Origin of the sequence: Cellulosimicrobium sp. SH8 (assembly GCF_025818875.1) — a bacterium.
GTDB lineage: Bacteria > Actinomycetota > Actinomycetes > Actinomycetales > Cellulomonadaceae > Cellulosimicrobium > Cellulosimicrobium cellulans_D.
On sequence record NZ_JAMXMH010000004.1, the window covers coordinates 1 to 26,105 of the forward strand.

Below are 26,105 nucleotides of genomic sequence, written 5' to 3' on the forward strand. Positions count from 1 at the left end.
TGCTTGGAGTGGTGCAGCTCCATGATCCGCCCGGAGATGTGCGGCTCGAGCGCACCGTAGTCGTAGGACAGCTCGGGCAGGGTGTAGACGGGCATCCGGAGTACCTCCTGGGTCGGGCGCTGGAGTGCGTCCAGCAGCCCCTGTGCGGTGATCTGGCGGTGTCTCGGGTCTCCGTCAGGCGGACGCGACGGCCCGCGCCCGGGAGCCGAGACGACGATGACCCGCGACCCGTCCGCCTCGATGAGGGGACTGGTCGCGGGTCATCGTCCTACTGTGCAGGAACCTCAGGGTCGACGCTCGTCGGCGCCCTTCTCCGGCTCGACGAGGTCACGCCCACCACCGACGGTGGCGGCACCGGCCTCGATCTGCTCGTGGCTCTCGCCCTCGAGCGCGTCGTGCTCGCCGTGGGAGTGCGCGGCCGCGAGCTCGGCGGGCGACACGGGCTCGATCCGGTCCTCGTAGAAGAACCGTGACAGGCGCTGGAGGCGCTTGTCCTTCTTGTAGCCCTTGCGCCGGACACCGCGGGAGTCCGTCGCCGGCTCGATCTCGAGCGGCTCGTGAGCCTGGTAGTTGACCCGGAGCCAGCGCTCCTGCTCGTCGAGCGGGCGGTGGACCTCGATGTACTCGCCGTGCGCGAACCGCACGATCCGGCCCGTCTCGTGGCCGTGGAGCACGAGCTCGCGATCCTTGCGCTGCAGGCCGAGGCAGATGCGCTTGGTGATCCAGAACGCGAACCAGGGCCCGACGAAGAAGAGGACGCGGAACGCCCACGTGATCGTGTTGATCGACATGTGGAAGTGCGTCGCGATGAGGTCGTTCGACCCGGCGAGCGCCAGGATGATGAACGCCGTGAGGAACGCGACGCCCAGGCCGGTGCGGACCGGCACGTTGCGCGGGCGGTCGAGGACGTGGTGCTCGCGCTTGTCCTTCGTCACCGCGGCCTCGAGGAACGGGTAGACGAAGAGGAACGTGAACAGCAGACCGGGTACCACCACTGCCGGGATCAGGACGTTGAGGGGCACGGTGTAGTCGCCCCACGTCACGAACTCCGCCTGGCCGGGCATCAGTCGTAGCGAGCCCTCGAGGAACAGCATGTACCAGTCGGGCTGGGCTCCCGCGGACACCGGTGACGGGTCGAACGGGCCGTAGTTCCACACGTTGTTGATCGCCATCGTGCCGCCCATGAGGGCGAGGATGCCGAACACGACGAAGAAGAAGCCGCCGGCCTTGGCCACGTACACCGGGAACAGCGGGTAGCCGACCACGTTCTTGTCCGTGCGACCGCCACCGGGGTACTGCGTGTGCTTGTGCAGCACGACGAAGAACAGGTGGAGCGCGACGAGCGCGAGGATCAGGCCCGGCACGAGCAGGATGTGCACCGTGAAGAGTCTCGGGATGATGTGCTCGCCCGGGAACTCGCCGCCGAAGATGAAGTACGAGAGGTACGACCCGATGAGCGGGATCGACTTCACGACGCCGTCGGTGATGCGCAGGCCGTTGCCGGAGAGGACGTCGTCCGGCAGGGAGTAGCCGGAGAAGCCGGCGGCGAGGCCCATGATCATGAGCAGCATGCCGACGAGCCAGTTGATCTCGCGCGGCTTGCGGAACGCGCCGGTGAAGAACACGCGCATCATGTGCGTGACGATCGCCGCGAGGAAGATCAGCGCCGCCCAGTGGTGGATCTGCCGCATGAGCAGACCGCCACGGACCTCGAACGACATGTGCAACGTCGACGCGAACGCGTCGGACATCAGCACGCCGTTCATCGACGCGGGCTCGCCGTGGTACGTGACGAGCGACATGCTCGGCACGAAGAACATCGTCAGGAAGATGCCCGTGAGGATCAGGACGACGAACGAGTACAGCGCGATCTCGCCGAGCAGGAACGACCAGTGGTCGGGGAAGACCTTGCGCGCGAACTCCTTGACGGCGACGCCGATGCCCGTGCGCTGGTCCAGGTAGTCGGCGGCCTTGCCGGCGGGGGTCGTCGGCGCGGCTGCCTTCGGTGCGGCCGCCTTGGGTGCGGCGGTTCCGGTGCTGGTGGTCACTTCAGACGCTCCCAGAAGCTCGGGCCGATGGGCTCGTGGAAGTCGCTCTGGGCGACCAGGTAGCCCTCGTCATCAACGGTGATCGGCAGCTGCGGCAGGGGCCGCTTCGCGGGCCCGAAGACCACCTTGGCACTGTCGGCCACGTCGAACGTCGACTGGTGGCACGGGCACAGCAGGTGGTGCGTCTGCTGCTCGTAGAGCGCCACGGGGCAGCCGACGTGCGTGCAGATCTTGGAGAACGCGACGATGCCGTCGTACGACCAGGTCTCACCCTCGGGGGACTGGTCGGAGACGATGTCGCGCGGGTCGAGACGGACCAGCAGGACGACGGCCTTGGCCTTCTCCGTGATCCACTCGTGGGACTGCATCTCCTCCTGGGAGGCCTCCGGGATGATGTGCACGACCGAGCCGATCGTCACGTCCGCCGCCTTGATGGGCCGACCGGAGGGGTCGATCGCGAGGCGCGTCCCGGGCTTCCAGAGCGTGTGCTTGAACTTCGAGACGTTCCAGTCGCCGCCGACGCTCCCGACGAGCGGGACCGCGATGGTGAGCGGGAACAGCGCGAGCGCGGAGATCACCGCGCCCTTGAGGACGCCGCGGCGGGCGATGCCCGAGTCCTTGGCGCCGGCCTCGAGCTCGGCGATCGCGCCGACGCGGGTCTCCGCGTCGCTCGCGATCGGGTGACGCTCGTCGACCTTCTCGTGGTCGGACATGAGCACCTTCGCCCAGTGCACCGCGCCGAGGCCGATGCCGAGCAGCGCGAAGGCGATGGCCACGCCGAGCGAGAGCGTCGACAGGCGCACGCCCGCCGTGGTCCCGTCCGGCGGGATGACGAAGTAGACGACGAGCGCGGCGATCGTGCCGATCACCGAGATGCCGAAGAGCGTCGCGACCTGGCGCTCGCCCCGCTTCGACGCCTTCGGGTCGCGGTCGGCCATGCGGCTCTTGTGCTCCGGCAGACCGGGGTCCGGGAACGTGTCGAGGGTGCCGTGCTCCTCGCGGTGCCCGACCTCGCGGTGCGAGGACTCGGGCGACCGGGGGTTCTGGTAGTCGCTCACGAGGACTTCGCTCCGATCCACACTGCGGCCCCGATAAGGAGGCCCATTCCGACGATCCAGGCCCACAGGCCCTCGCTGACCGGGCCGAGCGAGCCGAGCGACAGGCCACCGGCCGAGCCCTCGCGCTGGAACTCGAGGAACGCGATGACGTCGCGCTTCTCCTCCGGCGTGATGGTCGCGTCGTTGAAGACCGGCATCGACTGCGGGCCCGTCAGCATCGCCTGGTAGATGTTGCGCTCCGACGTCTCCCACAGCGGGGGAGCGAACTTGCCCTCGGAGAGCGCGCCGCCCGCCCCGACGGCGTTGTGGCACATCGCGCAGTTGGTGCGGAAGATCGCGGCGCCGTTCGCGACGTCGCCGAGCGAGGCGTCGACCTGCTCGTCCGTCGGGATCGCCGGGCCGGCACCGAGCGAGGCGACGTAGGCGGCGAGCTGCGCCGTCTGCTCCTCGTTGAACTGGCGAGGCTTCTGGATGGCCTGCGGACCGTCCATCTGCATGGGCATGCGACCGGTGGACACCTGGAAGTCGACCGACGCGGCTCCGACGCCGACGAGCGACGGAGCCGTGTCCGTGCCCTCGGCGTTCGGGCCGTGGCACGTGGCGCAGTTGGCCTGGAACAGCTTCTGGCCGGTCTCGATGTCCTCGGTGCTGGCGGTCTCGGCGTTGGCCGGAGTCGGTGCAAAGGCGGCGTAGACGCCACCGGTGACCAGCAGCGCCAGCAGCAGCAGCACGACCGGCGCGAAGCGGTGGTGTCTGCGGGCGGCGAGTGCCTTCACGAAATGATCCTCGTCTCGCAGGTGGGGGAGCAGGGGGCGGGTGGGCGGGCCGGGGCGGACCCCGGGAGCGTCGTCAGCGCAAGATGTAGATCACGAAGAACAGCGCGATCCACACGACGTCGACGAAGTGCCAGTAGTAGGACGTCACGATGGCCGTCGTGGCCTCGTGGTGCCCGAAGTTCTTGGCCGAGAACGAGCGGCCGAGAAGGAACAGGAAGGCGATCAGGCCACCGACGACGTGGAGTCCGTGGAAGCCGGTCGTGATGTAGAAGACGGAGCCGTAGGGCGTCGAGGAGATCGAGACCCCGTGCTCGACGAGCTCGGCGTACTCGAAGATCTGACCACCGATGAAGAACGCGCCCATGAGGAACGTGAGCGTCATCCACTCGTTCATCCCCCAGCGGTTCACCTGGAAGATCGAGCCGGTGCGCACGGGCTGGAAGCGCTCGGCGGCCCACACGCCCATCTGGCACGTCACCGACGACAGCACCAGGACGGTCGTGTTGATCGCCGCGAAGGTCAGGTTGAGCTTGTCCGCCTGCAGGGCCCACTCGTCGGCGGGCATCACGGCGCGGACCGTGAAGTACATAGCGAAGAGGCCGGCGAAGAACATGAGCTCGCTGGCCAGCCACACGATCGTCCCGACCGAGACGGGGTTCGGTCGGTTGACGCTCACGTGCTGATGGGCGTGGGGGGCAGCCGTTGCGGTCGACACAGAAGCCATTATGGCCGACGAACGGCCCGTTCGCGGCACGCAGACTGCCGCCCGGAGGCGGTGAATCTCACAATGTCTCCAGATCTTCCCACGGAGACCTGCACTTGGTGACGGATCGCTGCTGAGTGCCATGAAACCGGCACGCTCACGGGGCCGGCCAGGGCCCTTGGTCCCGGGTCCCGTGCCGGTCGGCGCGGGCACCGCGCGAGGGGGTGCTGCGATCGGCTCCGACGTGCCAAGATGCCATTCGGGACGCGCGTGCCGCAGCTGCTGGGGCGCGCCCCCGGGACCACCCGAGAGAACCACGAAGGCGACGGTGACGACGATGACGACGACCGTGACGACGACGCACGGGGACACGACCGTGACCCCGTGCGCGCCGCGCATCCTCCTGTATAGCGACGACGTGACGGTGCGCGAGCAGGTGCGCCTCGCCGTCGGGCGGCGGCTGGGTGCGGGTCAGCCGGACATCGAGTGGCTCGAGGTCGCGACCCCGGCGGCCGTCGTGACCTCCGCGGACGCAGGCGGCTGGGACCTGCTCGTCCTCGACGGCGAGGCCGACAAGGCCGGCGGCATGGGTCTGTGCCGCCAGCTCAAGAACGAGGTCTACCGCTGCCCGCCCGTCCTGGTCCTCACCGGCAGGCCGCAGGACGGTTGGCTAGCATCGTGGTCGCTCGCCGACGACGCGGTGCCCCGGCCGTTCGACGCGGTCGCGCTCCAGCGCGCCGTCGCCGACCTGCTGCGTGCCTCCGGCACGCGGTAGCCGACAGGAGACCGACCAGCCGAAGGGCCACCCGTGACCGCCACCCCGCACCCCGCCGCCTCGACCACGAGCGACTCGACGGGCACGGGGCTCTCGTGGCCCGGCCTGCTGACCGAGCTCGTCGCGGGGCACGACCTCGACACCGACTCCACCGCGTGGGCGATGGACCAGGTGATGTCGGGCGAGGTGTCGCCCGTGCGGCTCGCGAGCTTCCTCGTGGCCCTGCGCGCCAAGGGCGAGACCGTCGCCGAGCTGACCGGCCTCGCCGACGCGATGCTGGCCCACGCGAGCCGGTTCACCGTGGACGGTCCGGCGGTCGACATCGTCGGCACGGGCGGGGACCGCGCGCACACGGTCAACATCTCGACGATGGCCTCGCTCGTCATCGCGGGCGCGGGCGTGCGGGTCGTCAAGCACGGCAACCGGGCCGCGACCTCGTCGTCGGGCGCGGCGGACGTGCTCGAGGAGCTGGGCATCCGGCTCGACCACGGCCCCGAGCGGGTGGCGCGCATCGTGCAGGAGGCGGGGATCACCTTCTGCTTCGCCATGGTCTTCCACCCGTCCATGCGCCACGCGGGCGTCGCGCGCAAGGAGCTCGGCATCCCGACGGCGTTCAACGTCCTCGGCCCGCTGACGAACCCCGCGCAGCCGCGTGCGGCCGCGATCGGCGTCGCGGACGCGCGCATGGCGCCGCTCATCGCCGGGGTGCTCGCGGGGCGCGGGACCTCGGCGCTCGTGTTCCGCGGCGACGACGGGCTCGACGAGCTCGCGGCGACGGGCGGGGCGACGGTGTGGGAGGTGCGCGAGGGCGTCGTGACGGAGCACCGCCTCGACCCGGTCGCGGACCTGGGCCTCGCGCCGGTGACGGTCGCCGACCTGCGGGGCGGCGAGGCGGCGCACAACGCCGACGTGGCGCGACGCTTCCTTGCGGGCGAGACCGGTCCCGTGCGCGAGACGGTGCTGCTCAACGCGGCCGCCGGGCTCGTCGCGGACGGCACGCTGCCCGGGACCGCCGCGGGGACGCTCGCCGAGCGGCTCCGCGCCGCCTACGACATCGCCGCGCGCAGCGTGGACACGGGCGCGGCCCGCGACGTCCTCGCGCGCTGGGCCGAGGCCGCCGCGCGGGACTGACCCGCTCGCACGGACGAGCCGTCCGGCGGTGCCGGGCGGCTCGTCAGTCGTCGAGACCGAGCGCGAACGCCTGCTCGAGGTCGACGTTCGAGTAGGCGCGGAACGCGATGAACGTCTCCGTGCGCACGACCCCGGGGACCTTGCTGATGCGGTCCGCGATGACGTCGGCGAGCTGGTCGTGCTCCTGGACCCGGACCATGGCGACCAGGTCCGCCTTGCCCGTGACCGAGTAGACCTCGCTGACGCCCTTGAGGTCCGCGACCTCGGACGCGACCTCGGGGATGCGGGCGGGGTCGGTGTCGATCAGGACGATGGCGGTCAGCATGGTTCCTCCGGGGTCGGGTCGTCGACTGGCGACCACTCTACGGTCACGCCGGGCGCCGCGTGCGTCAGGTCGGGGCCGTCCTCGACGCCTGCACGACGCGCGACGTCCCGGGCCGTGGCGGCAAGGTCCACGTGCGAGCCCGCGGACCGGACCGGGCACGCCCACGGACCGGTGACGTCGACGATCCGCACGCCGGGTTCCTGGAGCCACGACAGCAGGATCTCCGCCTCGTGGGGGTGGCTCGCCGGGGCGGGCGGCACGGGCGGGGCCACGGTCTCCGCCGTCGCGACGAGCGCGTCCACGAGGGGCCACGGGTCCGCGCCGGGGTCGCTCACCCCGGTCGCCGCCAGGCGCGCGTGGCGCACCACGACGATCTCCCACCCGCCCGCGTCCGTCGCGCGGGCTGCCACGAGCTCGGCGCACGCCGCGAGCGGGGCGAGCCGCTGGGCCCGCGCGGCGCCCGTGAGGAAGGCCCGCAGCCGGTGCGTGAGCTCGCCCGCCTGCTCGAACCGCTCGTCGCGCGAGAGCGCGACGATCCGTCGCCCGAGCTCCGCGACGACGTGGGACGGGTCGCCCTCGAACGCTTCGCGCACGCCCACCGCGACGGCCGCGTAGCCGGCGTCGCGCTCGACGGTCGTGCACGGCGCCGAGCACCGCCCCATCTCGGCGAGGACGCACGCCGTGGCCCCCGGTGAGGCGACGACCGGGAGCCGGCGCGTGCACTGGCGCAGCGGGAACGCGTCGTGGAGGGCGTCGACCGCAGCCTGGGCCTGGTGCCTGGACGCGAACGGCCCGATGTGGGCCGCCGGGGCGCGGACGTCCCGCACGACGGACAGGCGCGGGTACGTCTCGTCCGTGAGCCGGACCCAGGTCATGCGCTCGGGGTGGCGCGACCGCCGGTTGTAGCGCGGTGCGTACTCCGCGATGAGGCGCAGCTCGCGCACCTGCGCCTCGAGCGGCGTCGCGCACACGACCGGGGTGACGGCGTGCGCGATGCGCACCATCTCCGTGATGCGGCTGCGCTTCTCCGAGCGGGTGAAGTAGGACCGGACGCGGCGCCGGATCGACGTCGATGTGCCGACGTAGAGCACCTCCTCGCCGGGCCCGCGGAAGAGGTAGACGCCCGGGGCGTCCGGGAGGTCGTCCGCGAGGTGCCGCTTGCGCCGCACGTCCTGCGGGACCGGGTCGGTCGCGCCCGCGAGGTCCTCGAGGTGGGTGACGCCCAGCGGCCCGAGCCGCGCCAGGAGGGCGTGCAGCACGTCCACCGTGGCGCGCGCGTCGGCGAGCGCGCGGTGGTCGGGCGTCACGGTAGCCCGGAACAGTGCGGCGAGGGTCGCGAGCTTGTGGTTCGGGGCCTCGTCGCGCGTCACGACGCGGCGCGCGAGCGGGACCGTGTCGAGCACCTGGTTCCCGGGCCACTCGTAGCCCGCGGCCCGGCACGCGGCCTTGAGGAACGAGATGTCGAACGGCGCGTTGTGCGCGACGAGCACGGCGCCGCGCGCGAACTCCAGGAAGCTCGGCAGCACGGCCTCGATGCGCGGGGCGGTCGCGACCATGGACGAGGTGATCCCCGTCAGCCGGGCCACGAAGGCCGGGACCGGGACTCCGGGGTCCACGAGCGTCTGGAACTCCCCGAGCACCTCGCCGCCGCGCACCTTGACGGCGCCGATCTCCGTGATCCCGGCCCCCGCGGGCGACCCGCCCGTGGTCTCCAGGTCGACGACGACGAACGTCACGTCGCGCAGCGGCGTCCCGAGGTCGTCGAGCGTGGGCTGGACGGGCACGCCGCGAGGCGCGGACCCCTCGCGCGAGGAGGCGAGGAGGGGTCCGGACGACATGGCGGCGAGGTTAGCGACGGCCACCGACACGGCCGGGGCGGGACGCGACGACGTCCTCGGTGCGGCACGGTCACGGCATAGGGTGGTGCCACGGGGAATCGGGACGATCAGGGACGAAATGTCCGGTGGCGCTCCCGACGGCAGACACGCAGGAGGCGCAGGGGATGGTGGCCGAGAGGTCGGACGAGGAGGGGCTCGCCGGCGTCGTCCCGCCTGCGGTGCGCGCGCTGCTCGTCGAGGCGGCGGCAGACGTGCTCGGCTCGCTCGACCCGGTCCTCGTCCCAGTCGCCCTGCAACGGGTCAAGGCCTTCGCGCCCCGCCGGCGCGCGTCGGCCGGTGCGGCGCCGCTGTGGCGTGCCCTGGTCGACGACGCCGGGTTCCGCCACGCCGTCGCCGCCGCCTGGTCTCGCGACCACGAGACCGCGTCGATCGCGCCGCGGGACGTCCCGGTCACCGACGGCCAGGAACCGTCCGACGAACGCGTCGCGGCAGCACGGGAGGAAGCCGCGGCGGGACCGGGCGACGAGGGGACGACCGCTCCCGCGCTCGTCCGTGAGCGCGCCGCCGGCGCCTTCCTGCTGCGCCCGGACGGCTGGGAGACGGCCGTGGAGCGCGCCCGCGCGCTGGACACGACGCTACGGTCCGAACGCTCGGAGCGTGGAGAAGCCGCCCGGCTGCGCCGCGACCGCGACCGGCTGGCCGCGCAGGTCGAGGAGCTGCGGGCGCAGGCGCGGGACGCCGTCGCGCGCGCGGACGCCGCGACGGCGGAGCTCGCGGGCGCGCGCCGCGCCGAGCGTCGGCTGCGGGCGGACGCCGACCGGGCGCGGGCCGAGGCCAGGGCGGCCCTGGAGGCGGCTTCGGCCGAGCGCGCGGAGGCGGACGGGGCGCTGTGCGACGCGCGCGAGGAGCGCCGCGCCGCGGGCGTCGAGCTCGCTCGGGCGCGCGCGGAGCGGGACGAGGCACGTCGGGCGAGGACGTCGGCGGCCGACGTCGCGACGGCACGCGCGCGGCTCCTGCTCGACACGGTGGTCGACGCGGCGGCCGGGCTGCGGCGCGAGCTCGCGCTGGGGCCTGCCACGACGACCCCGGCCGACGACGTCGCCGCCGCTCTGCTGGACACGACCGCACGAGCGAGGCCCGGGTCGCGCGGGCGCGCGGCGGACGATCCCGCGCTGCTCGGCGACCTCCTGTCGGTCCCGCGCACCCACCTCGTCGTCGACGGCTACAACGTGACCAAGACGGGCTTCGGGGAGCTCACGCTCGCCGAGCAGCGCGACCGGCTCCTCAGCGGGCTCCTGCGCGTCGCGGCGGGAGGCACGGAGGTCACAGTGTGCTTCGACGGGGCCGACACCGCCGTCCGCCCCGTGCACGCCCCGCGCGGGGTGCGCGTGCTGTTCTCGTCGGGGGAGATCGCCGACGACCTCATCCGGCGCCTCGTCGCGGCGGAGCCCGCGGGCCGTCCCGTCGTCGTCGTGACGAGCGACCGCGCCGTGTCGGACGACGTGCAGGCGATGGGTGCCGTGAGCGTCCCGGCGCAGGCGCTCCTCGCGCGCCTCGCGCGTCGCTGACGCCCGCACGGCCGACGGCCCTCCCCGGCGGGTGCCGAGGAGGGCCGAAGGGGGCGTCGTCGACGACCGTCGAGCGTCAGCGGACCGGGGCGGGCCCGTCCACGTAGATCGCCTCGACGTCGGCCGCGAAGTCCTTGAGCACCTCGCTGCGCTTCACCTTGAGCGAGGGCGTGAGGTAGCCGTTCTCGACCGTGAAGTCGGTGGTGAGCACGGTGAACTTGCGGATGGACTCGGCGCGCGACACGGCCTGGTTGGCGCGCGTCACGGCGGCGTCGAGGGCGGCGAGGACGTCGGGGTCCTTGGCCGCGTCCTCGATCGACATCGGCTCCTTGCCGTGCATGCTCGCCCAGCCCGGCAGCCCCTCGGGGTCGAGCGTGACGAGCGCGCCGATGAACGGCTTCTGGTCGCCGACGACGACGCACTGGGAGACGAGCGCGTGCGCGCGGATACGGTCCTCGAGGACGGCGGGCGCGACGTTCTTGCCGCCCGCCGTCACGATGATCTCCTTCTTGCGCCCGGTGATGCGCAGGAACCCGTCCTCGTCGAGCGAGCCGAGGTCGCCCGTGCGGAACCACCCGTCGACGAACGCGTCCGCCGTGGCCTGCTCGTTGTTGTGGTAGCCGCGGAAGATGTGGTCGCCCTTGAGCAGGATCTCGCCGTCCTCGGCGATGCGCGCCGCGCAGCCCGGGAGCTGCTCGCCGACCGTCCCGATCTTCGTGGTCGCGGGGCGGTTGACGCTCGTCGGCGCCGTCGACTCGGTGAGCCCGTAGCCCTCGAGGATGCGCACGCCGATGCCGCGGTAGAAGTGCCCCAGCCGCTCGCCGAGCGGCGCGCCGCCGGAGACCGCGTACTTGGCGCGGCCGCCGAGCGCGTGGCGGAGCTTCTTGAACACGAGGGCGTCGGCGACCTTGTGCTGGAGGCGCAGCCCGACGCCGGGGCCGGACGGCTCGTCGAGCGCGCGCGAGTAGGCGATCGCCGTGGCCGCGGCCCAGTGGAAGATCTTCAGCTTGCCGCCCGCGGCGGCCTTCTGCTCGGACGAGTTGTAGACCTTCTCGAACACGCGCGGCACGGACAGGATGTACGTCGGCTTGAAGGTGCCGAGGTCGTCGAGCAGCGTCTTCGTGTCGGGCGTGTGTCCCAGCACCGTGCCGCCGGCGACGACGAGCACGCCGATGAACCGCGCGAACACGTGCGCGAGCGGCATGAACAGCAGCGTGCGACCGCCCGGCTCGCCGAACACCTCGGGCACCGCCTTCACGGCGTTGACCGTCAGCGAGTAGAAGTTCTCGTGCGTGAGCTCCGCGCCCTTGGGGCGCCCGGTCGTCCCCGACGTGTAGATGATCGTCGCGACGTCGTCGAGGTTCGCCAGGCCGCGGCGCCGCGCGATCTCGGCGTCCTCGACGTCCGCACCGTCGGCGGTCAGGGTCGCGATCGCGCCCGAGTCGATCGCGAGGACGTCGGACAGCGCGGGGACCTGGTCGCGCACCTCGCCGACGGTCGCCGCGTGCGCCTCGGTCTCGACGACGAGCAGCCGGACGTCGGCGTCCGACAGGATCCACTGCACCTGCTCCGCGCTGGACGTCTCGTACAGCGGCACCGGCACCGCGCCGGCCGCCCACGTGGCCCAGTCCAGGAGCGTCCACTCGTACCGTGTGCGCGACATGATGCCCACGTGGTCGCCCGGCTGGATCCCGCGCGCGACGAGCCCCTTCGCCACGGCGACGACCTCGGCGTCGAACCCGCGCGCGCTGAGGGCCTGCCACGCGCCGTCGGAGCCGGCGCGGCGCTCGACCATCGGCGCCGCCGGGTCGGCCGCGACACGGCTCGCGAGCAGGTCGTTGAGGTTCTTCGAGGGATCGACTTCGACGATCCGTGGGGCGCTGATCTCGTCCATGCTGGCTCCAGTGGCAGTAGTCGACGGTGGGAGAACCCTACCCAGTGGCGGTGTGTGCCCGGGACCTGTCGATGTCGGTAGGCTTCAGGTGCTGTGCGCTGCTTGCGCAACGTTTCGCGCGGGCGCGGAGTTCCGGCAGGACGACCCGGGCGCGGGGTCGCGAGCCGTCGTCGTGCGTCGCCCGTGCGCGGGCAGCACCCGCAGCGTGAGGCTTCCAGCCAGCGGTTAGTCAGCGGTTACCGAGCGAGTGAGGACGGGACATGCACGCCATCGGTGTGGACATCGGCGGGACGAAGATCGCGGCCGGGGTCGTCGACGAGAAGGGCGAGATCCTCGTCCAGACGCGCCGCGACACCGAGCCCGACGACGTCGCGAGCATCGACCGTGCCATCGCCGACGTGTATGCCGAGCTGACCGCCGAGCACGAGGTCGGCGCGATGGGTCTCGCGGCGGCGGGCTTCGTCAGCCCCGACCGCACCTCGGTGCTCTTCGCGCCGAACATCGCGTGGCGCGAGTACCCGCTCGCGCGCAACGTGCGCGAGCTCATCGGGGACACCGACGTCTCGATCGTCGTCGAGAACGACGCGAACGCGGCGGGCTGGGCGGAGTTCCAGTTCGGCGTCGGTCGCGACGCGACCGACATGCTCATGCTGACGGTCGGGACGGGCCTGGGCGGCGCGATCGTCGTCGACCGCGAGCTCGTGCGCGGCAAGTGGGGCGTCGCGGCCGAGGTGGGGCACATGCGCGTCGTCCCGGGTGGCCACTACTGCGGCTGCGGCCACGAGGGCTGCTGGGAGCAGTACGCGTCCGGCCGCGCCCTGGTGCGCGACGGACAGAACGCGCTCATCGCCCAGCCCGACCGCGCGACGCGCCTCCTGGAGATCTGCGGCGGCGACCCGGACAAGCTCAACGGTCCCCAGATCACGCAGGCCGCGCAGGAGGGCGACGACCTCGCGGTCGAGCTGCTCGCGACCCTCGGCCGCTGGATCGGGGAGGGCGCGGCCTCGGTGACGGCGCTGCTCGACCCGGAGCTCATCGTCATCGGCGGCGGCGTCGGCGCGGCCGGCGACCTGCTGCTCCAGCCCGTGCGCCGCGCGTTCGCGGACCAGCTCTCCGCGCGCGGGCACCGTCCCGAGGCGCGCATCGAGCTCGCCGAGCACGGCAACGAGGCCGGCATCGTCGGCGCGGCGGACCTCGCCCGCCGCTGACCGGCTGCGAGGGGCCGGCCGAGACGGGCAGCACGACCAGGGACGGGCGGGGCCCGGGCGTCAGACGACGGCGCCCGGGCCCTCGTCGTCGTCGTCGCGGCGGTGCGGCATGCGCCAGAGGAGGATCGCGAGCCCGGCGAGGAACGCCCCGCCGCCCACCTGCGCCACGATCACCGGGTACGGGCGCACCACGACGAGCACGACGAGCAGCAGGATCGGCACGCCGACGACGAGCGCCCACGCCATGGTGAGGAGCGGGTCGCGGCCGAGGACGAGCGGCGGGTCCGGCGGCACGAAGTGGCTCTCGGCCTCCTCGAGGTCCTCGACCTCCGGCGTCGTCGGCCAGTCGCGGGGACCGCTGGTGCGGACCCAGGGCGCGACCGGCACGGACCCGAGCACGTCGCGGCCGTCGCGCGGCGTCGGCGCGGGCCCGTCCGGAGCGTCCGCGGGACCGTCCCCGTCCTCGGAGGGGCGCGCGCCGTCGCGGTCGAGGTCGGACAGGTCGGAGAGCTCGGCCACGATGCCGGCCCACTGCGCGTCCACGTCGAGCGCAGGCTCGCGCGGCACGTCGTCCTGCTGGCCACCCTCGTCGTCGGGCTCGGGGCGCTGGGGGCCCCGCGACGCGTCGTCGGGCGTGGGGTCGGGTGCGTCGTCGGGCTGCGGGGAGTCCGGCTGGGCGTTCGGTGCGGCCATAGGAATCACTCTAGAGTCGGATGCACGTCCCGCGCCGGGACCCCGCGAGGAGGAACGTTGTTCTACTGGTTCATGAAGCAGGTGATGGTCGGCCCGATCCTGCGGGTCCTCTACCGTCCCTGGACGCGGGGCGTCGAGCACGTGCCGGACGAGGGGGGTGCGATCCTCGCGAGCAACCACCTCGCGGTCATCGACTCCTTCATCCTTCCGCTCGTCCTCGACCGCAAGGTCCAGTTCCTCGGCAAGTCCGACTACTTCACGGGCACGGGGGTCAAAGGACGCCTGACGGCCGGGTTCATGCGCGGCGTCGGCACGATCCCCGTCGACCGGGCCGGCGGCAAGGCGAGCGAGGCCGCGCTCGAGACCGGGCTGCGCGTCCTGCGCGAGGGCGACCTGTTCGGCATCTACCCCGAGGGCACGCGCAGCCCCGACGGGCGGCTGTACCGCGGCAAGACGGGCGTCGCGCGCCTCGCGCTCGAGTCGGGTGCCCCCGTGGTCCCGGTCGCGATGGTCGGTACGAACATCGCCCAGCCGATCGGGAAGGTCATCCCCAAGCCCATGCGCATCGGGGTCGTCATCGGCGAGCCCCTCGACTTCTCGCGCTACCGGGGCATGGAGAACGACCGCTTCATCCTGCGCGCCGTCGCGGACGAGATCCAGTACGCGATCATGCGGCTGTCGGGCCAGGAGTACGTCGACATCTACGCCGCGACGGCCAAGGCACGCCTCGCCGCGGGGCACACCGAGTCCGAGGAGGCGGGCGGGGCGCCCGGCGGCCGCCCGGCCCCCGACGTCCAGGTCCCGGAACCGCCGCCGGAGCCCGGCGCGACGTCAGTAGACTGAGCGACGGCCGGTCGCGCAGTGCTCGTGGTGCCCCTCGCGGGGCACGTGCCCGCCGCCGTCGCCGCCACCCCGCCGGACCGCGTCCGTCCGGCGCAGGATCCGTCCTACGAGAGGTTCTGAGTTCACATGTCGGTTCGTCGCGTCGCCCTCCTCACCGCGGGCGGTTTCGCCCCGTGCCTGTCCTCCGCCGTCGGGGGTCTCATCGAGCGGTACACGGAGCTCGACCCGGAGATCGAGATCATCGCCTACCAGTACGGCTACCACGGCCTGCTGACGGGCACGAAGATCGTCGTGGACGAGGAGGGCCGCAAGCAGGCCGGCATCCTGCACCGCTTCGGCGGCTCGCCGATCGGCAACTCGCGCGTCAAGCTGACGAACGCGGCCGACTGCGTCAAGCGCGGCCTGGTCCAGGAGGGCCAGGACCCGCTGCAGGTCGCGGCGGAGCAGCTCAAGACGGACGGCGTCGACGTCCTGCACACCATCGGTGGCGACGACACCAACACGACCGCCGCCGACCTCGCGGCGTACCTGCACGACAACGGCTACGAGCTCACGGTCGTGGGCCTGCCCAAGACGATCGACAACGACGTGATCCCGATCCGTCAGTCGCTCGGCGCCTGGACCGCGGCCGAGGAGGCGGCGGGCTTCGCCGCGAACGTCATCGGCGAGCACCGCTCGGGCCCGCGCATGCTCATCGTGCACGAGGTCATGGGCCGCCACTGCGGGTGGCTCACCGCCGCGTCCGCGGCCGAGTACCGCAAGTGGCTCGACGCGCAGGAGTGGGCCCCGGCCCTCGGCCTGTCGCGGGAGCGCTGGGACGTCCACGCCGTCTTCCTGCCGGAGCTCGCGCTCGACATCGACGCCGAGGCCGAGCGCCTCAAGGCGATCATGGACTCCCAGGGCAACGTCAACATCTTCCTGTCCGAGGGCGCCGGCATGCACGAGATCGTCGCCCAGCTCGAGGCTGCGGGCGAGGAGGTCCAGCGCGACCCGTTCGGCCACGTCAAGCTCGACACCGTCAACCCGGGCCAGTGGTTCGCCAAGCAGTTCGCCGACAAGCTGGGCGCCGAGAAGGTCATGGTCCAGAAGTCCGGCTACTTCTCGCGGGCCGCGGCCGCGAACGCCGAGGACCTGCGCCTCATCAAGTCGATGACCGACCTCGCGGTCGAGTGCGCGCTGCGCGGCGAGTCCGGCGTCATCGGGCACGACGAGGAGAACGGCGACCGCCTGCGCGCGATCGAGTTCCCGCGCATCGCCGGCGGCAAGGCGTTCGACGTCACGCAGCAGTGGTTCGGCGAGCTCCTCGAGGGCATCGGCCAGCCGCTCGTCGCCGCGGCTCCCGCCGCGCACTGATCCGGGCAGCGGGATGACCACCACGAGCGAGCCGGGGACCGACGCCGGGCTCGACCACTTCCGCACGCTCGTCGCGCTCCAGCAGCCGACGTGGCCGGACGAGGCGGCGCTCGACGCCGTCCGGGACCGGCTGGCGGCCTCCGCGCCGCTCGTGGTGCCCGCCGCGGCCGACACGCTGCGCTCCCGCCTGGCCGCGGCCGGGCGGGGCGAGGCGTTCCTCCTGCAGGGGGGCGACTGCGCCGAGACGTTCGCCGAGGCGAACGCCGACCGGATCCGCAACAAGATCCGCACCATCCTCCAGATGGCGGTCATCCTCACGCACGGGGCGAGCATGCCCGTCGTGAAGATGGGCCGGATGGCCGGGCAGTACGCGAAGCCGCGCAGCTCCGACGCGGAGACGCGCGACGGCGTGACGCTGCCCGCGTACCGCGGCGACATGATCAACGGGCACGCGTTCACGCCCGAGGCGCGTGTGCCCGACCCCGAGCGCCTCGTCCAGGCGTACCAGATCTCGTCGGCGACCTGGAACGTCGTGCGGGCGTTCACGACCGGGGGGTTCGCCGACCTGCGCCAGGTCCACGAGTGGAACCGCGGCTTCATGCGCAACCCGGCGTACGCGCGCTACGAGCAGACGGCGTCGGAGATCGACCGCGCCATCCGTTTCATGGACGCGTGCGGCGCCGACTTCGACGCCCTGCGCACGGTCGAGTTCTTCGTCAGCCACGAGGCGCTCGTGCTGGACTACGAGCGCGCGCTCACGCGCCGCGACACGCGCACGGGCGACGCGTACGACACGTCGGCCCACTTCCTGTGGATCGGCGAGCGCACGCGCCAGCTCGACGGCGCGCACGTCGACTTCCTGTCGCGCGTCGCCAACCCGATCGGCGTCAAGCTCGGGCCGACCACGACGCCCGAGGTCGCGCTCGAGCTCGCGCGCCGGCTCAACCCGGACGACGTCGAGGGTCGCCTGACGTTCGTCACGCGCATGGGCGCGGGGAACGTGCGCGACGCGCTGCCGCCGCTCGTCGAGGCCGTCGCCCGCGCGGGCGTGCCCGTCACGTGGGTCACCGACCCGATGCACGGGAACACCATCACGTCCGCGAGCGGGTACAAGACGCGGCGCTTCGACGACGTGCTCGACGAGGTCCGCGGGTTCTTCGAGGTGCACCGTGCGGCGGGCACCGTCCCGGGCGGCCTGCACGTCGAGCTCACGGGTGACGACGTCACCGAGGTGCTCGGGGGCAGCGAGGAGATCGACGACGCCGGCCTGGCCCTGCGCTACGAGACCCTGGTCGACCCGCGGCTCAACCACCAGCAGTCGCTGGAGATGGCGTTCCAGGTCGCGGAGATGCTCCGCCGCTGAAAGGCACGGCGTTCCCGCCGAGCATGTGGCTGTGGCCCGTCCCGACGTCGGGGCGGGCCACAGCCACATGCTCGGGTGTCGGTGTCAGAAGACGTTGATGACGATCGTCGAGCCCTTGGGAGCGGTGCGGCCGTCGCCGCCCGGGGGGTCCTGGGCGTAGACGATGTTGAGCGGGCTGATGCCCTGCGGGTGCCGGACCTCGACCGTGAACCCCGCGTCGGTGAGCGCCTTCTCGGCGGCCTTGACGTTCATCGAGTAGGTGTTGGGTACCTCGACGAGCGGAGGGCCGAGCGACACCACGACGTTCACCGTGTCCGTCCGGTGCGCGTCGGTGCCCTGCTCGGGGTCCTGCCGGATCACGAGGCCCGGGGCGACGGACTCGGAGTACTCCTCGGTCACGGCGGCGACGAGGCCCTGGTCCTCCAGCGCCTGGACCGCGGCGTCCTTCTGGGAGCCCGTGACCTGCGGGACCACGACGGGCGCCGGGCCGGAGGAGACCGTGAGCACGACGGGGACGTCGTGCCGGATCGTGGCGCCCTCCTCGATCGGGTTGCCGTCGGCGTCCGTGACGGCCATGACCTGGCCCGCGGGAATCTCGTCGTGAGCCTGCGCGACCGGCTCGCCGACCGTCAGGTCGGCGCCCTCGAGCGCGGACGTGGCCTCCACCTGCGTGGCACCCACGAGACCGGTCGGCACCGTGAGCATCCGCACGCCCTGCGAGACGACGAGCTGGACGCTCCCGTCCTTGCGCACCGGTTCGCCGGACGGAGGGTCGGTCTCGACGACGGCCCCCTCGGGCACGGCGTCGTCGTAGCGCTCCTCCACCGTGTGCTCGAGGCCCGCGCCGTCGAGGATCGCTGCGGCCTCGGCCCGGGACACCTCGACGAGGCCGTCCGGGACCTGCGTGTATGCGCCCGGCCCGGACGAGAACCACCAGGCCGCGCCGCCGCCGACCCCGGCCAGGACCAGCAGGACGACGAGCGACCACACGACCGCCCGGCCCCGTCCGCGGCGTCGAGCCGTGACCGGGGGAGCAGGAGGTGGCGGCGGGCCCGGCCGCGTCGTCGGGGCGACGACGTGCCCCACGGCGAGCGGTTCCGTGAGGCCGGCGGCCTCGCGGTCCTGCAGGCTGAGCGCGGCGAGGGGTGCGGTCGCCGCGGAACGGTGCACCGCCGTCGGGCCGGGCGCGGCGCCCTCCGACGGGGGGCCGTCGGCGGCCTCGGGAGGGTCGACGCGCCGCTCGAGGTCGACCGGGTCGAGCGCCGCGCGGACCGAGCGCACGAGCGCGAGCGCGGCGCCCGCGTCGGCCGGGCGGTCGGCGGGGTCGCGCGCGGCGAGCGCGCACAGCAGGTCGTCGACCTCCGGCGGGATCCACGGGGCGACGTCCGAGGGCGGCGGCACGTCGTTGTTGACGTGCTGGAACGCGACCTGGATGGGAGTCGTGCCGGTGTGCGGGACCGTGCCCAGCAGCATCTCGTAGGCGAGGATCCCCACGGCGTAGACGTCGGTCCGCGCATCGCACGCGCCCGTCGCGATGAGCTCGGGGGAGAGGTAGGCGACCGTCCCGAGGATGGTGCCGGTCGTCGTCGCGGTGACCTCGTTGACCGCGCGCGCGAGCCCGAAGTCGGTGACCTTGAGCCGGCCCTCGGTGTCGACGAGCACGTTCTCCGGCTTGATGTCGCGGTGCACGAGCCCGGCGCGGTGGGCGGCGGCGAGCGCGTCGAGGACGTCCTCGAGCACGTCGAGCGTGCGACCGAGGGGGAGCGTGCGCTCCGTGAGCATCGCGCGGCGCAGGTTCGAGCCCGCCACGTACTCCATCGTGAGGTAGCTCGTGTCGCCGTCGAGCCCCTGGTCGTACACGGCGACGAGGCCGGGGTGCGTGAGACGGGCCGCCGCGCGCGCCTCGCGACGGAAGCGCGAGACGAAGTCCGCGCCGGACGCGCCCTCGGCGAGGTGGGCGTGCATGACCTTGAGCGCGACCTCGCGCTCGAGCCGACGGTCGACGGCCAGGTACACCGTCGCCATGCCGCCTCGCGCGATGCGCGAGACGACCTCGTACCGCCCGTCGACCAGGCGGCCGACGAGGGGATCGGTCGTCACGGTGGCCACGGGGAGAGTCTAGGTGGCCGGGCGTCGCGATCCGGTGAGCCCGGCGCGCACGGCGTGGGAGTCGTGTGGAGGCACGCCGTAGGCTTGCCCGGTGACCGACCGCGACCCCAGCCCCCGCCCGACCCTCGACGACCTGGTCGGCGAGTGGCTGACCCTCCCCGACGTCGCCGAGGCGCTCGGCACCGACGTCGGCAAGGTGCGCCGCATCGTGCAGGAGCGCCGCGTCGTCGGCGTGAAGCGCGGCGAGCGCACGACGTTCCAGATCCCGGCCCGCTTCCTCGTGCCGCTGCACCTGGTCGACCCGGCGAACGCCGGCCGCCCGGACGAGAGCGGCCGCGTGGGCGTCCTGTCGAGCCTGCAGGGGACGATCGTCGTGCTCACCGACGTCGGCTTCGACGACGCCGAGATCCTCGAGTGGCTCTTCGCGCCGCACGCCGAGCTGGGCGAGCCCCCGTTCGACACGCTCCTGAGCGGCCACAAGGCGCGCGTGCGCCGCGTCGCGCAGTCCGAGCTCTGACCCGGACCCGAGGCGGCCGCGTCAGGCGGTGCGCTCGACGGCGGCCCGCGCGAGCAGCCCGAGCATCGCGGCCCCGGGCTCCGCGAGCCCGGCACCCGCGAGGGCCGAGGTCGCGCGCTCGGTGAGCTCGGCGATGAGCGACTCCACGGCGTCGCGCGCTCCCGTCTCGACGAGCACGGCGCGCAGGTCCTCGACCGTGCCCGCGTCGAGGTCCGGGTCGCCCAGGTGCGTGAGCAGGAGGTCGCGCTGCGCGGGCGTCGCCGCGGCGAGCGCACGCACGACGAGCACCGTGCGCTTGCCCTCGCGCAGGTCGTCGCCCGCGGGCTTGCCCGTGACGCGCGCGTCACCGAACACGCCGAGCACGTCGTCGCGGAGCTGGAACGCCTCGCCCACGGGCAGCCCGAACGAGCTCGTCGCGGCGATCGCAGCGTCGTCGGCCCCGGCGAGCGCCGCGCCGAGCGCGATGGGGTGCTCGACGCTGTAGCGCGCGGACTTCGACCGGATCACGGCCCGCGCGCGCTCCTCGTCGGTCGCGGGATCGTCGCCCCACGGCAGCACCTGCGCCTGCACGTCGAGGTACTGCCCCACGATCACCTCGGTCTGCATGCGGCCGAAGACGACGCGTGACCGCGTCGCGACGTCCGCGGGGAGGGCGTCGAGCGCGTCGCCCAGCTCGCGGTGGCTCGCGATGAGCGCGAGGTCGCCGAGCAGGATCGCCGTGTTCTCGCCGTAGCGGTCGGCGTCGCCCGACCAGCCGAGCTCGCGGTGCCGCGCCCCGAACGCGCGGTGCGCCGTCGGGTGCCCGCGTCGCGTGTCGGAGGCGTCCATGACGTCGTCGTGGAAGAGTGCCGCGGCCTGGAACAGCTCGAGCGCCGCGCCCGCGCGGAGCACGACGTCGCGGTGCGGGCCGTCCGGGTCGCCGCCGTGCGCGCGCCAGGACCAGTAGCAGAAGGCGGCGCGCAGGCGCTTGCCCCCGGCGAGCAGCTCGTCCGTCGCGTCGGCGAGCGGGTCGGCGTCGGGGTGCGTGGAGGAGAGCTCGTCGCGCAGCGCCGCGGTCGAGACGTGCAGGGTCTCGTCGACCCCGGCGCGCACGCCCTCCCGGTCGACGAGCGTGCTCGGGCTCGGGTCGGCGACGCCCGAGGGCGTCCCCGGGCCAGGAGGCGGGGGCGTGGTCGGCAGCGACGGGTTCGGCACGGAGGCAGCCTATGCGGTACGGCACCGGGAGGCGTCGTCCCACGGTCGGACCCGTCAGCCGGCCGCGACCTGCCCGCTGATCGTCACCAGGCGCTCGGTCTCGTCGTCGAACACGCCGACGGCCAGCGACTCGGTGGGGGACTCGGGGGCGGGCGTCCGGACGAACGTCGTGAGGGAGGTGAGCGCGCTCGGGACGCTCGACGGCGAGACCGCGAACCCGGCTGCGCCGAGCGCGTCGGTGTAATAGGCGGTGAGGGCGTCGACGGGCTCGTCCGAGCGCAGGTTGAGGGTGACGTCGACCAGCGTGCCGTCGTCCGACGGCCGGGCGGAGCTCGCGAGCACCTGGGCGCCCGGGGGGACCGTGACGAGCTGCGCCGGGAAGCCCTCCACGAGGTCGCCGACCGCCGACGCCGCGTCGTAGTCGGGCAGCGGCGTCCCCGGGGCGCCGGACGCGTCCTGGGCGGGGGGCTCCTGCGCGTCGCGGGGCCCGGCGGCACCCTGGACGTCGTCCGGGCCGGCCTGGCAGCCCGCGAGCGTCGTGCCGAGCAGCGCCACGACGAGGACGACGGCGGCCGGCCGGGCGGACGGGGCCGCTCGCCGCGCGCGGGCTCGGGTTCGTGGTGGCACGCGCACACCGTAGTCATCGGGGCGCTCGCGGGCCACCACCGGCCCCCGAGGTGGACCACAGGGCCGTCCCGTTCCGGCGCCGGACCCGGCGTGTCCACAGGCACCCGACCGCTCTCCCCGCGGGACCTCGGGACGGGCTGGGATGGGCTCATGACCACCCTGATCCGGGCCCAGGGCCCGCGCGAGCTCCTCTCCTACGTCCCCTACCGGCTCGGCTACCGGCCGCAGGACAGCGTCGTCCTCGTCGGGCTGCGACCGCCTCGCGGGCGGGTCGGCCTCGTCGTCCGTGTCGACGTGGCGGACGTCGCCGACCTCGAGCACGGTCCCCAGCTCGCGCGCTCCGTGGTCGGGCACCTCGCCGCCGACGGCGCGCAGCGGGTCGTCCTCGTCGTCTACACGGACGCGCCGCTGCGGTCCGGCGGCGTGGAGGCCTCCGTCACGAGGGCGGCCGTCGAGCACTGCCGGGACGCCGTCGAGCCGCACCATGGTCCGGCGGACGTCTGGGTCGTGGCGTCGAGCGGCTGGTACGCGCTCGACTGCGCCGAGGACGAGTGCTGCCCGCCGGGCGGACGCCCCCTGCGCGAGCTCGAGTCGAGCGAGGTGGGCGCCCACATGGTCCTCACCGGGGCCGCGCTCGCGGACTCGCGGGAGGAGGCGCTGCGGATCCCGCGCGCGGGCGCCGACGAGCGGCGGCGTGCGGCGCGCGCCGCGCGGCGGGTGCGGGACCGCGCCCGCGCGGGCGGTCCTCTCGACACCTGGGCCGATCCGGACGACACCGCCGTGGGTCGCCGCGTCGAGAGCCTGGCCGAGTGGCGCGCGGCGGTCGCCCGCGTGGCGGTGCACGAGCGTGAGCGCGCGGCGGGCGAGGGCCCCGGCGCGGGGAACGCGGCGGGGCTGCCTCCCGCCACGGTCCTCGGCCGGCTCGCGGCCGGGCTCGAGGCGGTCCCGGTGCGCGACGCCGTGCTCGTCTCGCTCGTGCCCGGGACGGGTGACCTCGCCGACCGCACGGTCCGTGGCGGGGACGTCGACGCCGGGACGGCGCACGCGATCGCGTCGATCGTCGACCCGGCGGCCGGGCTGGCGCCCGACCCGGCCGTCACGGGGCCGGCCCGTTCCGTGCTCGAGGCGGTCGTGGCCCACGCGCCGCGCGGGAGCACCGCCCCGGCGCTCACGCTCCTCGCGCTCCTCGCCTGGTGGCACGGTGACGGTGGGCGGGCGGGGCGCCGGCTCGACGAGGCGCTCGCGGAGGACCCGACGTACCGGCTCGCCCTCCTGCTGTCGAGCGCGCTCGACGCCGGGGTGCCGCCTGGCTGGATCCGCGCCGACGTGTGAGCCGCGGTGCGCGGGTTCGGGTAGGTTCGACCGCAACACGACCGGCGGTCGCCGCCAGCGGCAGGCCGCGCCCACGAGCCGTTCCCGGAGGACACATGAGCGTCGTCGTCGCGCACCTGAGCACGCCCGAGGGTCGCGAGGCTCTCGACAGCGCGGCCACCGAGGCGGTCCGGCGCGGTACCGAGCTCGTGGTCGTGGTCACGGAGGGCTCGACGGCGACGCCCGAGCTCGCCGCCGCGCACGAGGACGACCTGCGCCGGGTCGAGGAGCGGCTCGCGGGGACGGGGACGACGCTGCGGCGCGAGCAGGGGACGTCCGACCTCGCCGACGACCTCGTGAGCGCGGCCGAGCGCGCCTCGGCGGACCTCATCGTCATCGGCCTGCGCCGCCGCAGCCCGGTCGGCAAGCTCATCCTCGGGTCGAACGCGCAGCGCATCCTGCTCGACGCGCCCTGCCCGGTCCTGGCCGTCAAGCCCGAGCGCCCCGCGGGGGCCTGAGCAGGGAATCTTCGCGGGTGCCCGGCCGTTGTACAGGCCAGGACCCGGGTGTCGGACGTCGCCGAGACGTGGTGGGCGGGGCCGCCGAGCGGCGGTCAGGTCCGAGCTCACCCCGTGTCGCGGCGTCCGGTGCACGGATCGCCGGTACAATATAGGTATCCGCTAGAGCCCGACGACTCACCGTGAGAGTCCACGAGAAGCCCGAACTTCACGGTTCACGTCCCCGCTCCGGCGGCCCTACCGCCCCCCATGATTGCCGAAAGGTCGGTTTGTGGCGCCCTCAACCCCGATTTCCGCACTCCCGCGAGAGTTCGAGCACCCCGCCCTGCAGGAGCTCCTGCGGCGCGGCAGCGCGAACGGTCGCGTCGACGCCGAGAGCTTCCGCACCGCGTGCGAGCAGGCCGCCGTCAACGACGCCAAGCGGCTGAAGGCGGTCTTCCGCGCGCTCGCGGGCGCCGGCGTCGAGGTCGACATCCCGACCACGACGAAGGTCGCCGCCGCGGCGTCGCCGCGCAGCACCACGACGGCGCGCACCAAGACCGCCGCGACGAAGTCGACGTCGTCGACGACGCGGCGCACGACGGCCGCCACCACGGTCGCCGAGGGTGACGCGGCCGAGGCCGCGCCGTCCGGCGGCCCGGCGAAGCCCGCCGCCCGCAAGACCGCCGCCAAGGCTCCTGCCAAGGCGAAGGCGACGCCCGCCCGCGCCAAGAAGAAGGACGACGGCGAGGACGACGCCGAGGTCGAGGACCTCGAGATCGACGTGACCGAGGACGAGGAGGCCGCGGACTCGGGCGCGAAGAAGCCCGCCGCGGGTGCCGCGTCCGAGGAGCCCGAGGAGACGGGCTTCGTCGTGTCGGACGCCGACGAGGACGACGCGCCGGTCCAGCAGGTCGTGACCGCGGGTGCGACCGCGGACCCGGTGAAGGACTACCTCAAGCAGATCGGCAAGGTCGCGCTGCTGAACGCGGAGCAGGAGGTCGAGCTCGCCAAGCGGATCGAGGCCGGCCTGTTCGCGGAGGAGAAGCTCGCCGCCGAGGGCGACGACCTGGACCGCAAGCTCAAGCGTGAGCTGCAGTGGATCGCGCACGACGGCAAGCGGGCGAAGAACCACCTGCTGGAGGCGAACCTGCGTCTGGTGGTGTCGCTGGCCAAGCGGTACACGGGCCGCGGGATGCTGTTCCTGGACCTGATCCAGGAGGGCAACCTCGGTCTGATCCGTGCGGTCGAGAAGTTCGACTACACCAAGGGCTACAAGTTCTCGACGTACGCGACGTGGTGGATCCGCCAGGCGATCACGCGCGCGATGGCGGACCAGGCGCGCACCATCCGCATCCCGGTGCACATGGTCGAGGTCATCAACAAGCTCGCGCGCGTGCAGCGGCAGATGCTGCAGGACCTGGGTCGAGAGCCCACGCCCGAGGAGCTCGCCAAGGAGCTCGACATGACGCCGGAGAAGGTCGTCGAGGTCCAGAAGTACGGCCGCGAGCCCATCTCGCTGCACACGCCCCTCGGCGAGGACGGCGACAGCGAGTTCGGCGACCTCATCGAGGACTCCGAGGCGATCGTCCCGGCCGACGCGGTGAGCTTCACGCTCCTGCAGGAGCAGCTCCACCAGGTGCTCGACACCCTCAGCGAGCGCGAGGCGGGCGTCGTCTCGATGCGGTTCGGCCTGTCCGACGGGCAGCCCAAGACGCTCGACGAGATCGGCAAGGTCTACGGCGTGACGCGCGAGCGCATCCGCCAGATCGAGTCGAAGACCATGTCGAAGCTGCGGCACCCGAGCCGCTCGCAGGTGCTGCGCGACTACCTCGACTGACGCCCCGCCGTCGGGCGTCCGGCCGGCTGCGGCCGGGCGGCCCGACGGCGAGCAGCGTCGCGACACGACGAAGGCCCCGAGGAGATCTCCTCGGGGCCTTCGTCGTGTCGTCGGCTGTCGGGCCGCGGGACCGGGCGGTGGAGCCGGTCCTCGTGGCCCGCGCTCCGGCGCGGGTGCGCGCGGCGCGTCAGCGCGCGCCGTGCTCCGCGAGCAGCTTGTCGGTCTCGTCCTGGATGGACGTCGCGAGGTCGGTGTAGGCGTCCGCGTGCGCCCGCGCGTGGTGGCCGCAGAACAGCAGCTCACCGCTCGGCAGGACCACGCGGACGTACGCCTGGGCCCCGCAGCGGTCGCAGCGGTCGGCCGCGGTCAGCGGTTCGGTGGTGGTCGTCGTAGCAGTCACATGAACATCAAACCATCCGCTCCTGAGGATTCGT

The 26,105-nt window shown here is 73.4% G+C and carries 23 protein-coding genes and 1 pseudogene; 11 read left to right on the top strand and 13 right to left on the bottom strand.

The genetic code is table 11. The annotated features are described in order from the left end of the window. The 5 genes and pseudogenes from NF338_RS06650 to NF338_RS06670 form a co-directional block, all read right to left on the bottom strand. Positions 1-95: pseudogene (locus tag NF338_RS06650) on the bottom strand (superoxide dismutase); the annotation flags it as partial. Positions 96-284: 189 nt separating this feature from the next. Further along, a complete protein-coding gene (locus NF338_RS06655; protein WP_087472317.1) occupies positions 285-2,048 on the bottom strand; it encodes a cytochrome b in 1,764 nt (587 codons plus the stop codon). Next, a complete protein-coding gene (locus NF338_RS06660) occupies positions 2,045-3,106 on the bottom strand; it encodes a Rieske 2Fe-2S domain-containing protein (protein ID WP_412846270.1) in 1,062 nt (353 codons plus the stop codon). The genes NF338_RS06655 and NF338_RS06660 overlap by 4 nt, the downstream gene beginning before the upstream one ends. Next, on the bottom strand, positions 3,103-3,882 hold the full coding sequence (locus tag NF338_RS06665; RefSeq protein ID WP_264030061.1) for a c-type cytochrome: 780 nt from the start codon (positions 3,880-3,882) through the stop codon (positions 3,103-3,105). Before NF338_RS06665 ends, NF338_RS06660 begins: the two co-directional genes overlap by 4 nt. A 73-nt stretch (positions 3,883-3,955) precedes the next feature. After that, positions 3,956-4,606 carry a heme-copper oxidase subunit III gene (locus NF338_RS06670; protein ID WP_082141561.1) on the bottom strand — a complete coding sequence of 217 codons (651 nt, stop codon included), beginning with the start codon at positions 4,604-4,606 and terminating at the stop codon, positions 3,956-3,958. Between the two features lie 316 nt (positions 4,607-4,922). On the opposite strand from NF338_RS06670, the gene NF338_RS06675 reads away from it, so the two are divergent. Beyond that, the gene (locus NF338_RS06675; protein ID WP_264030062.1) at positions 4,923-5,360 is read left to right on the top strand and encodes a hypothetical protein; all 438 of its coding nucleotides are present in this window, start codon (positions 4,923-4,925) and stop codon (positions 5,358-5,360) included. Between the two features lie 33 nt (positions 5,361-5,393). Beyond that, on the top strand, positions 5,394-6,491 hold the full coding sequence (gene trpD / locus NF338_RS06680) for an anthranilate phosphoribosyltransferase (RefSeq protein ID WP_412846273.1): 1,098 nt from the start codon (positions 5,394-5,396) through the stop codon (positions 6,489-6,491). Positions 6,492-6,534: 43 nt separating this feature from the next. On the opposite strand, the gene NF338_RS06685 is transcribed toward trpD, so the two are convergent. Both NF338_RS06685 and NF338_RS06690 read right to left on the bottom strand, forming a co-directional pair. Beyond that, positions 6,535-6,816, bottom strand: a complete 282-nt coding sequence (locus tag NF338_RS06685) for an Lrp/AsnC family transcriptional regulator (RefSeq protein ID WP_024840033.1) — start codon at positions 6,814-6,816, stop codon at positions 6,535-6,537. Beyond that, positions 6,810-8,654: a DEDD exonuclease domain-containing protein gene (locus tag NF338_RS06690; RefSeq protein WP_264030063.1), complete on the bottom strand. Its 1,845-nt coding sequence runs from the start codon at positions 8,652-8,654 to the stop codon at positions 6,810-6,812. The genes NF338_RS06685 and NF338_RS06690 overlap by 7 nt, the downstream gene beginning before the upstream one ends. Positions 8,655-8,779: 125 nt before the next feature. Here NF338_RS06690 and NF338_RS06695 point away from each other — a divergent pair, with 125 nt between their 5' ends. Beyond that, complete coding sequence (locus tag NF338_RS06695) at positions 8,780-10,222, top strand: NYN domain-containing protein (protein WP_264030064.1); 1,443 nt, start codon at positions 8,780-8,782, stop codon at positions 10,220-10,222. Positions 10,223-10,298: 76 nt separating this feature from the next. Here the strand turns inward: NF338_RS06695 and NF338_RS06700 are convergent, their stop codons facing one another. After that, positions 10,299-12,116, bottom strand: coding sequence for an AMP-dependent synthetase/ligase (locus NF338_RS06700; RefSeq protein WP_264030065.1), 1,818 nt, complete (start codon positions 12,114-12,116; stop codon positions 10,299-10,301). A gap of 260 nt (positions 12,117-12,376) precedes the next feature. Here NF338_RS06700 and NF338_RS06705 point away from each other — a divergent pair, with 260 nt between their 5' ends. Next, positions 12,377-13,324: an ROK family glucokinase gene (locus tag NF338_RS06705; protein ID WP_087472309.1), complete on the top strand. Its 948-nt coding sequence runs from the start codon at positions 12,377-12,379 to the stop codon at positions 13,322-13,324. A 60-nt stretch (positions 13,325-13,384) separates the two neighbouring features. Here the strand turns inward: NF338_RS06705 and NF338_RS06710 are convergent, their stop codons facing one another. Further along, positions 13,385-14,017 (bottom strand): hypothetical protein, encoded by a 633-nt coding sequence (locus NF338_RS06710; protein WP_264030066.1) that lies wholly within the window; start codon positions 14,015-14,017, stop codon positions 13,385-13,387. A gap of 57 nt (positions 14,018-14,074) precedes the next feature. Here NF338_RS06710 and NF338_RS06715 point away from each other — a divergent pair, with 57 nt between their 5' ends. From NF338_RS06715 to NF338_RS06725, 3 genes are all read left to right on the top strand, one after another. Then, complete coding sequence (locus NF338_RS06715; RefSeq protein WP_231581824.1) at positions 14,075-14,860, top strand: lysophospholipid acyltransferase family protein; 786 nt, start codon at positions 14,075-14,077, stop codon at positions 14,858-14,860. A 126-nt stretch (positions 14,861-14,986) separates the two neighbouring features. Beyond that, positions 14,987-16,213: a pyrophosphate--fructose-6-phosphate 1-phosphotransferase gene (locus NF338_RS06720; RefSeq protein ID WP_264030067.1), complete on the top strand. Its 1,227-nt coding sequence runs from the start codon at positions 14,987-14,989 to the stop codon at positions 16,211-16,213. A gap of 13 nt (positions 16,214-16,226) precedes the next feature. Then, complete coding sequence (locus NF338_RS06725) at positions 16,227-17,576, top strand: class II 3-deoxy-7-phosphoheptulonate synthase (RefSeq protein WP_264030068.1); 1,350 nt, start codon at positions 16,227-16,229, stop codon at positions 17,574-17,576. Between the two features lie 84 nt (positions 17,577-17,660). Here NF338_RS06725 and pknB read toward each other — a convergent pair whose 3' ends face one another. Then, the gene (pknB, locus tag NF338_RS06730; protein ID WP_264030069.1) at positions 17,661-19,685 is read right to left on the bottom strand and encodes a Stk1 family PASTA domain-containing Ser/Thr kinase; all 2,025 of its coding nucleotides are present in this window, start codon (positions 19,683-19,685) and stop codon (positions 17,661-17,663) included. A 91-nt stretch (positions 19,686-19,776) separates the two neighbouring features. On the opposite strand from pknB, the gene NF338_RS06735 reads away from it, so the two are divergent. Next, complete coding sequence (locus tag NF338_RS06735) at positions 19,777-20,202, top strand: Rv2175c family DNA-binding protein (protein ID WP_264030070.1); 426 nt, start codon at positions 19,777-19,779, stop codon at positions 20,200-20,202. A gap of 21 nt (positions 20,203-20,223) precedes the next feature. Here NF338_RS06735 and NF338_RS06740 read toward each other — a convergent pair whose 3' ends face one another. Together NF338_RS06740 and NF338_RS06745 are read right to left on the bottom strand one after the other, a co-directional pair. Then, the gene (locus tag NF338_RS06740) at positions 20,224-21,396 is read right to left on the bottom strand and encodes a polyprenyl synthetase family protein (protein WP_264030071.1); all 1,173 of its coding nucleotides are present in this window, start codon (positions 21,394-21,396) and stop codon (positions 20,224-20,226) included. A 54-nt stretch (positions 21,397-21,450) separates the two neighbouring features. Beyond that, entirely contained in the window at positions 21,451-22,023 is a 573-nt protein-coding gene (locus NF338_RS06745) for a hypothetical protein (protein ID WP_264030072.1), read from the bottom strand. A 150-nt stretch (positions 22,024-22,173) separates the two neighbouring features. On the opposite strand from NF338_RS06745, the gene NF338_RS06750 reads away from it, so the two are divergent. From NF338_RS06750 to NF338_RS06760, 3 genes are all read left to right on the top strand, one after another. Then, positions 22,174-23,355, top strand: a complete 1,182-nt coding sequence (locus tag NF338_RS06750; RefSeq protein ID WP_264030073.1) for a DUF4192 domain-containing protein — start codon at positions 22,174-22,176, stop codon at positions 23,353-23,355. 95 nt (positions 23,356-23,450) lie between these two features. Then, positions 23,451-23,852 (top strand): universal stress protein, encoded by a 402-nt coding sequence (locus tag NF338_RS06755; RefSeq protein WP_087472301.1) that lies wholly within the window; start codon positions 23,451-23,453, stop codon positions 23,850-23,852. Positions 23,853-24,123: 271 nt separating this feature from the next. Then, positions 24,124-25,671, top strand: coding sequence for an RNA polymerase sigma factor (locus NF338_RS06760; RefSeq protein ID WP_264030074.1), 1,548 nt, complete (start codon positions 24,124-24,126; stop codon positions 25,669-25,671). Positions 25,672-25,858: 187 nt separating this feature from the next. Here the strand turns inward: NF338_RS06760 and NF338_RS06765 are convergent, their stop codons facing one another. After that, entirely contained in the window at positions 25,859-26,071 is a 213-nt protein-coding gene (locus tag NF338_RS06765) for a hypothetical protein (RefSeq protein ID WP_021479923.1), read from the bottom strand. Positions 26,072-26,105 lie beyond the last annotated feature (34 nt).

Bases quoted from the DNA above. Each gene is read 5' to 3' on its own strand.
- NF338_RS06670 (WP_082141561.1), bottom strand. From the start codon at position 4,606: ATGGCTTCTGTGTCGACCGCAACGGCTGCCCCCCACGCCCATCAGCAC.
- NF338_RS06675 (WP_264030062.1), top strand. From the start codon at position 4,923: ATGACGACGACCGTGACGACGACGCACGGGGACACGACCGTGACCCCG.
- NF338_RS06685 (WP_024840033.1), bottom strand. From the start codon at position 6,816: ATGCTGACCGCCATCGTCCTGATCGACACCGACCCCGCCCGCATCCCC.
- NF338_RS06690 (WP_264030063.1), bottom strand. From the start codon at position 8,654: ATGTCGTCCGGACCCCTCCTCGCCTCCTCGCGCGAGGGGTCCGCGCCT.
- NF338_RS06700 (WP_264030065.1), bottom strand. From the start codon at position 12,116: ATGGACGAGATCAGCGCCCCACGGATCGTCGAAGTCGATCCCTCGAAG.
- NF338_RS06705 (WP_087472309.1), top strand. From the start codon at position 12,377: ATGCACGCCATCGGTGTGGACATCGGCGGGACGAAGATCGCGGCCGGG.
- NF338_RS06710 (WP_264030066.1), bottom strand. From the start codon at position 14,017: ATGGCCGCACCGAACGCCCAGCCGGACTCCCCGCAGCCCGACGACGCA.
- NF338_RS06720 (WP_264030067.1), top strand. From the start codon at position 14,987: ATGTCGGTTCGTCGCGTCGCCCTCCTCACCGCGGGCGGTTTCGCCCCG.
- NF338_RS06725 (WP_264030068.1), top strand. From the start codon at position 16,227: ATGACCACCACGAGCGAGCCGGGGACCGACGCCGGGCTCGACCACTTC.
- NF338_RS06750 (WP_264030073.1), top strand. From the start codon at position 22,174: ATGACCACCCTGATCCGGGCCCAGGGCCCGCGCGAGCTCCTCTCCTAC.
- NF338_RS06755 (WP_087472301.1), top strand. From the start codon at position 23,451: ATGAGCGTCGTCGTCGCGCACCTGAGCACGCCCGAGGGTCGCGAGGCT.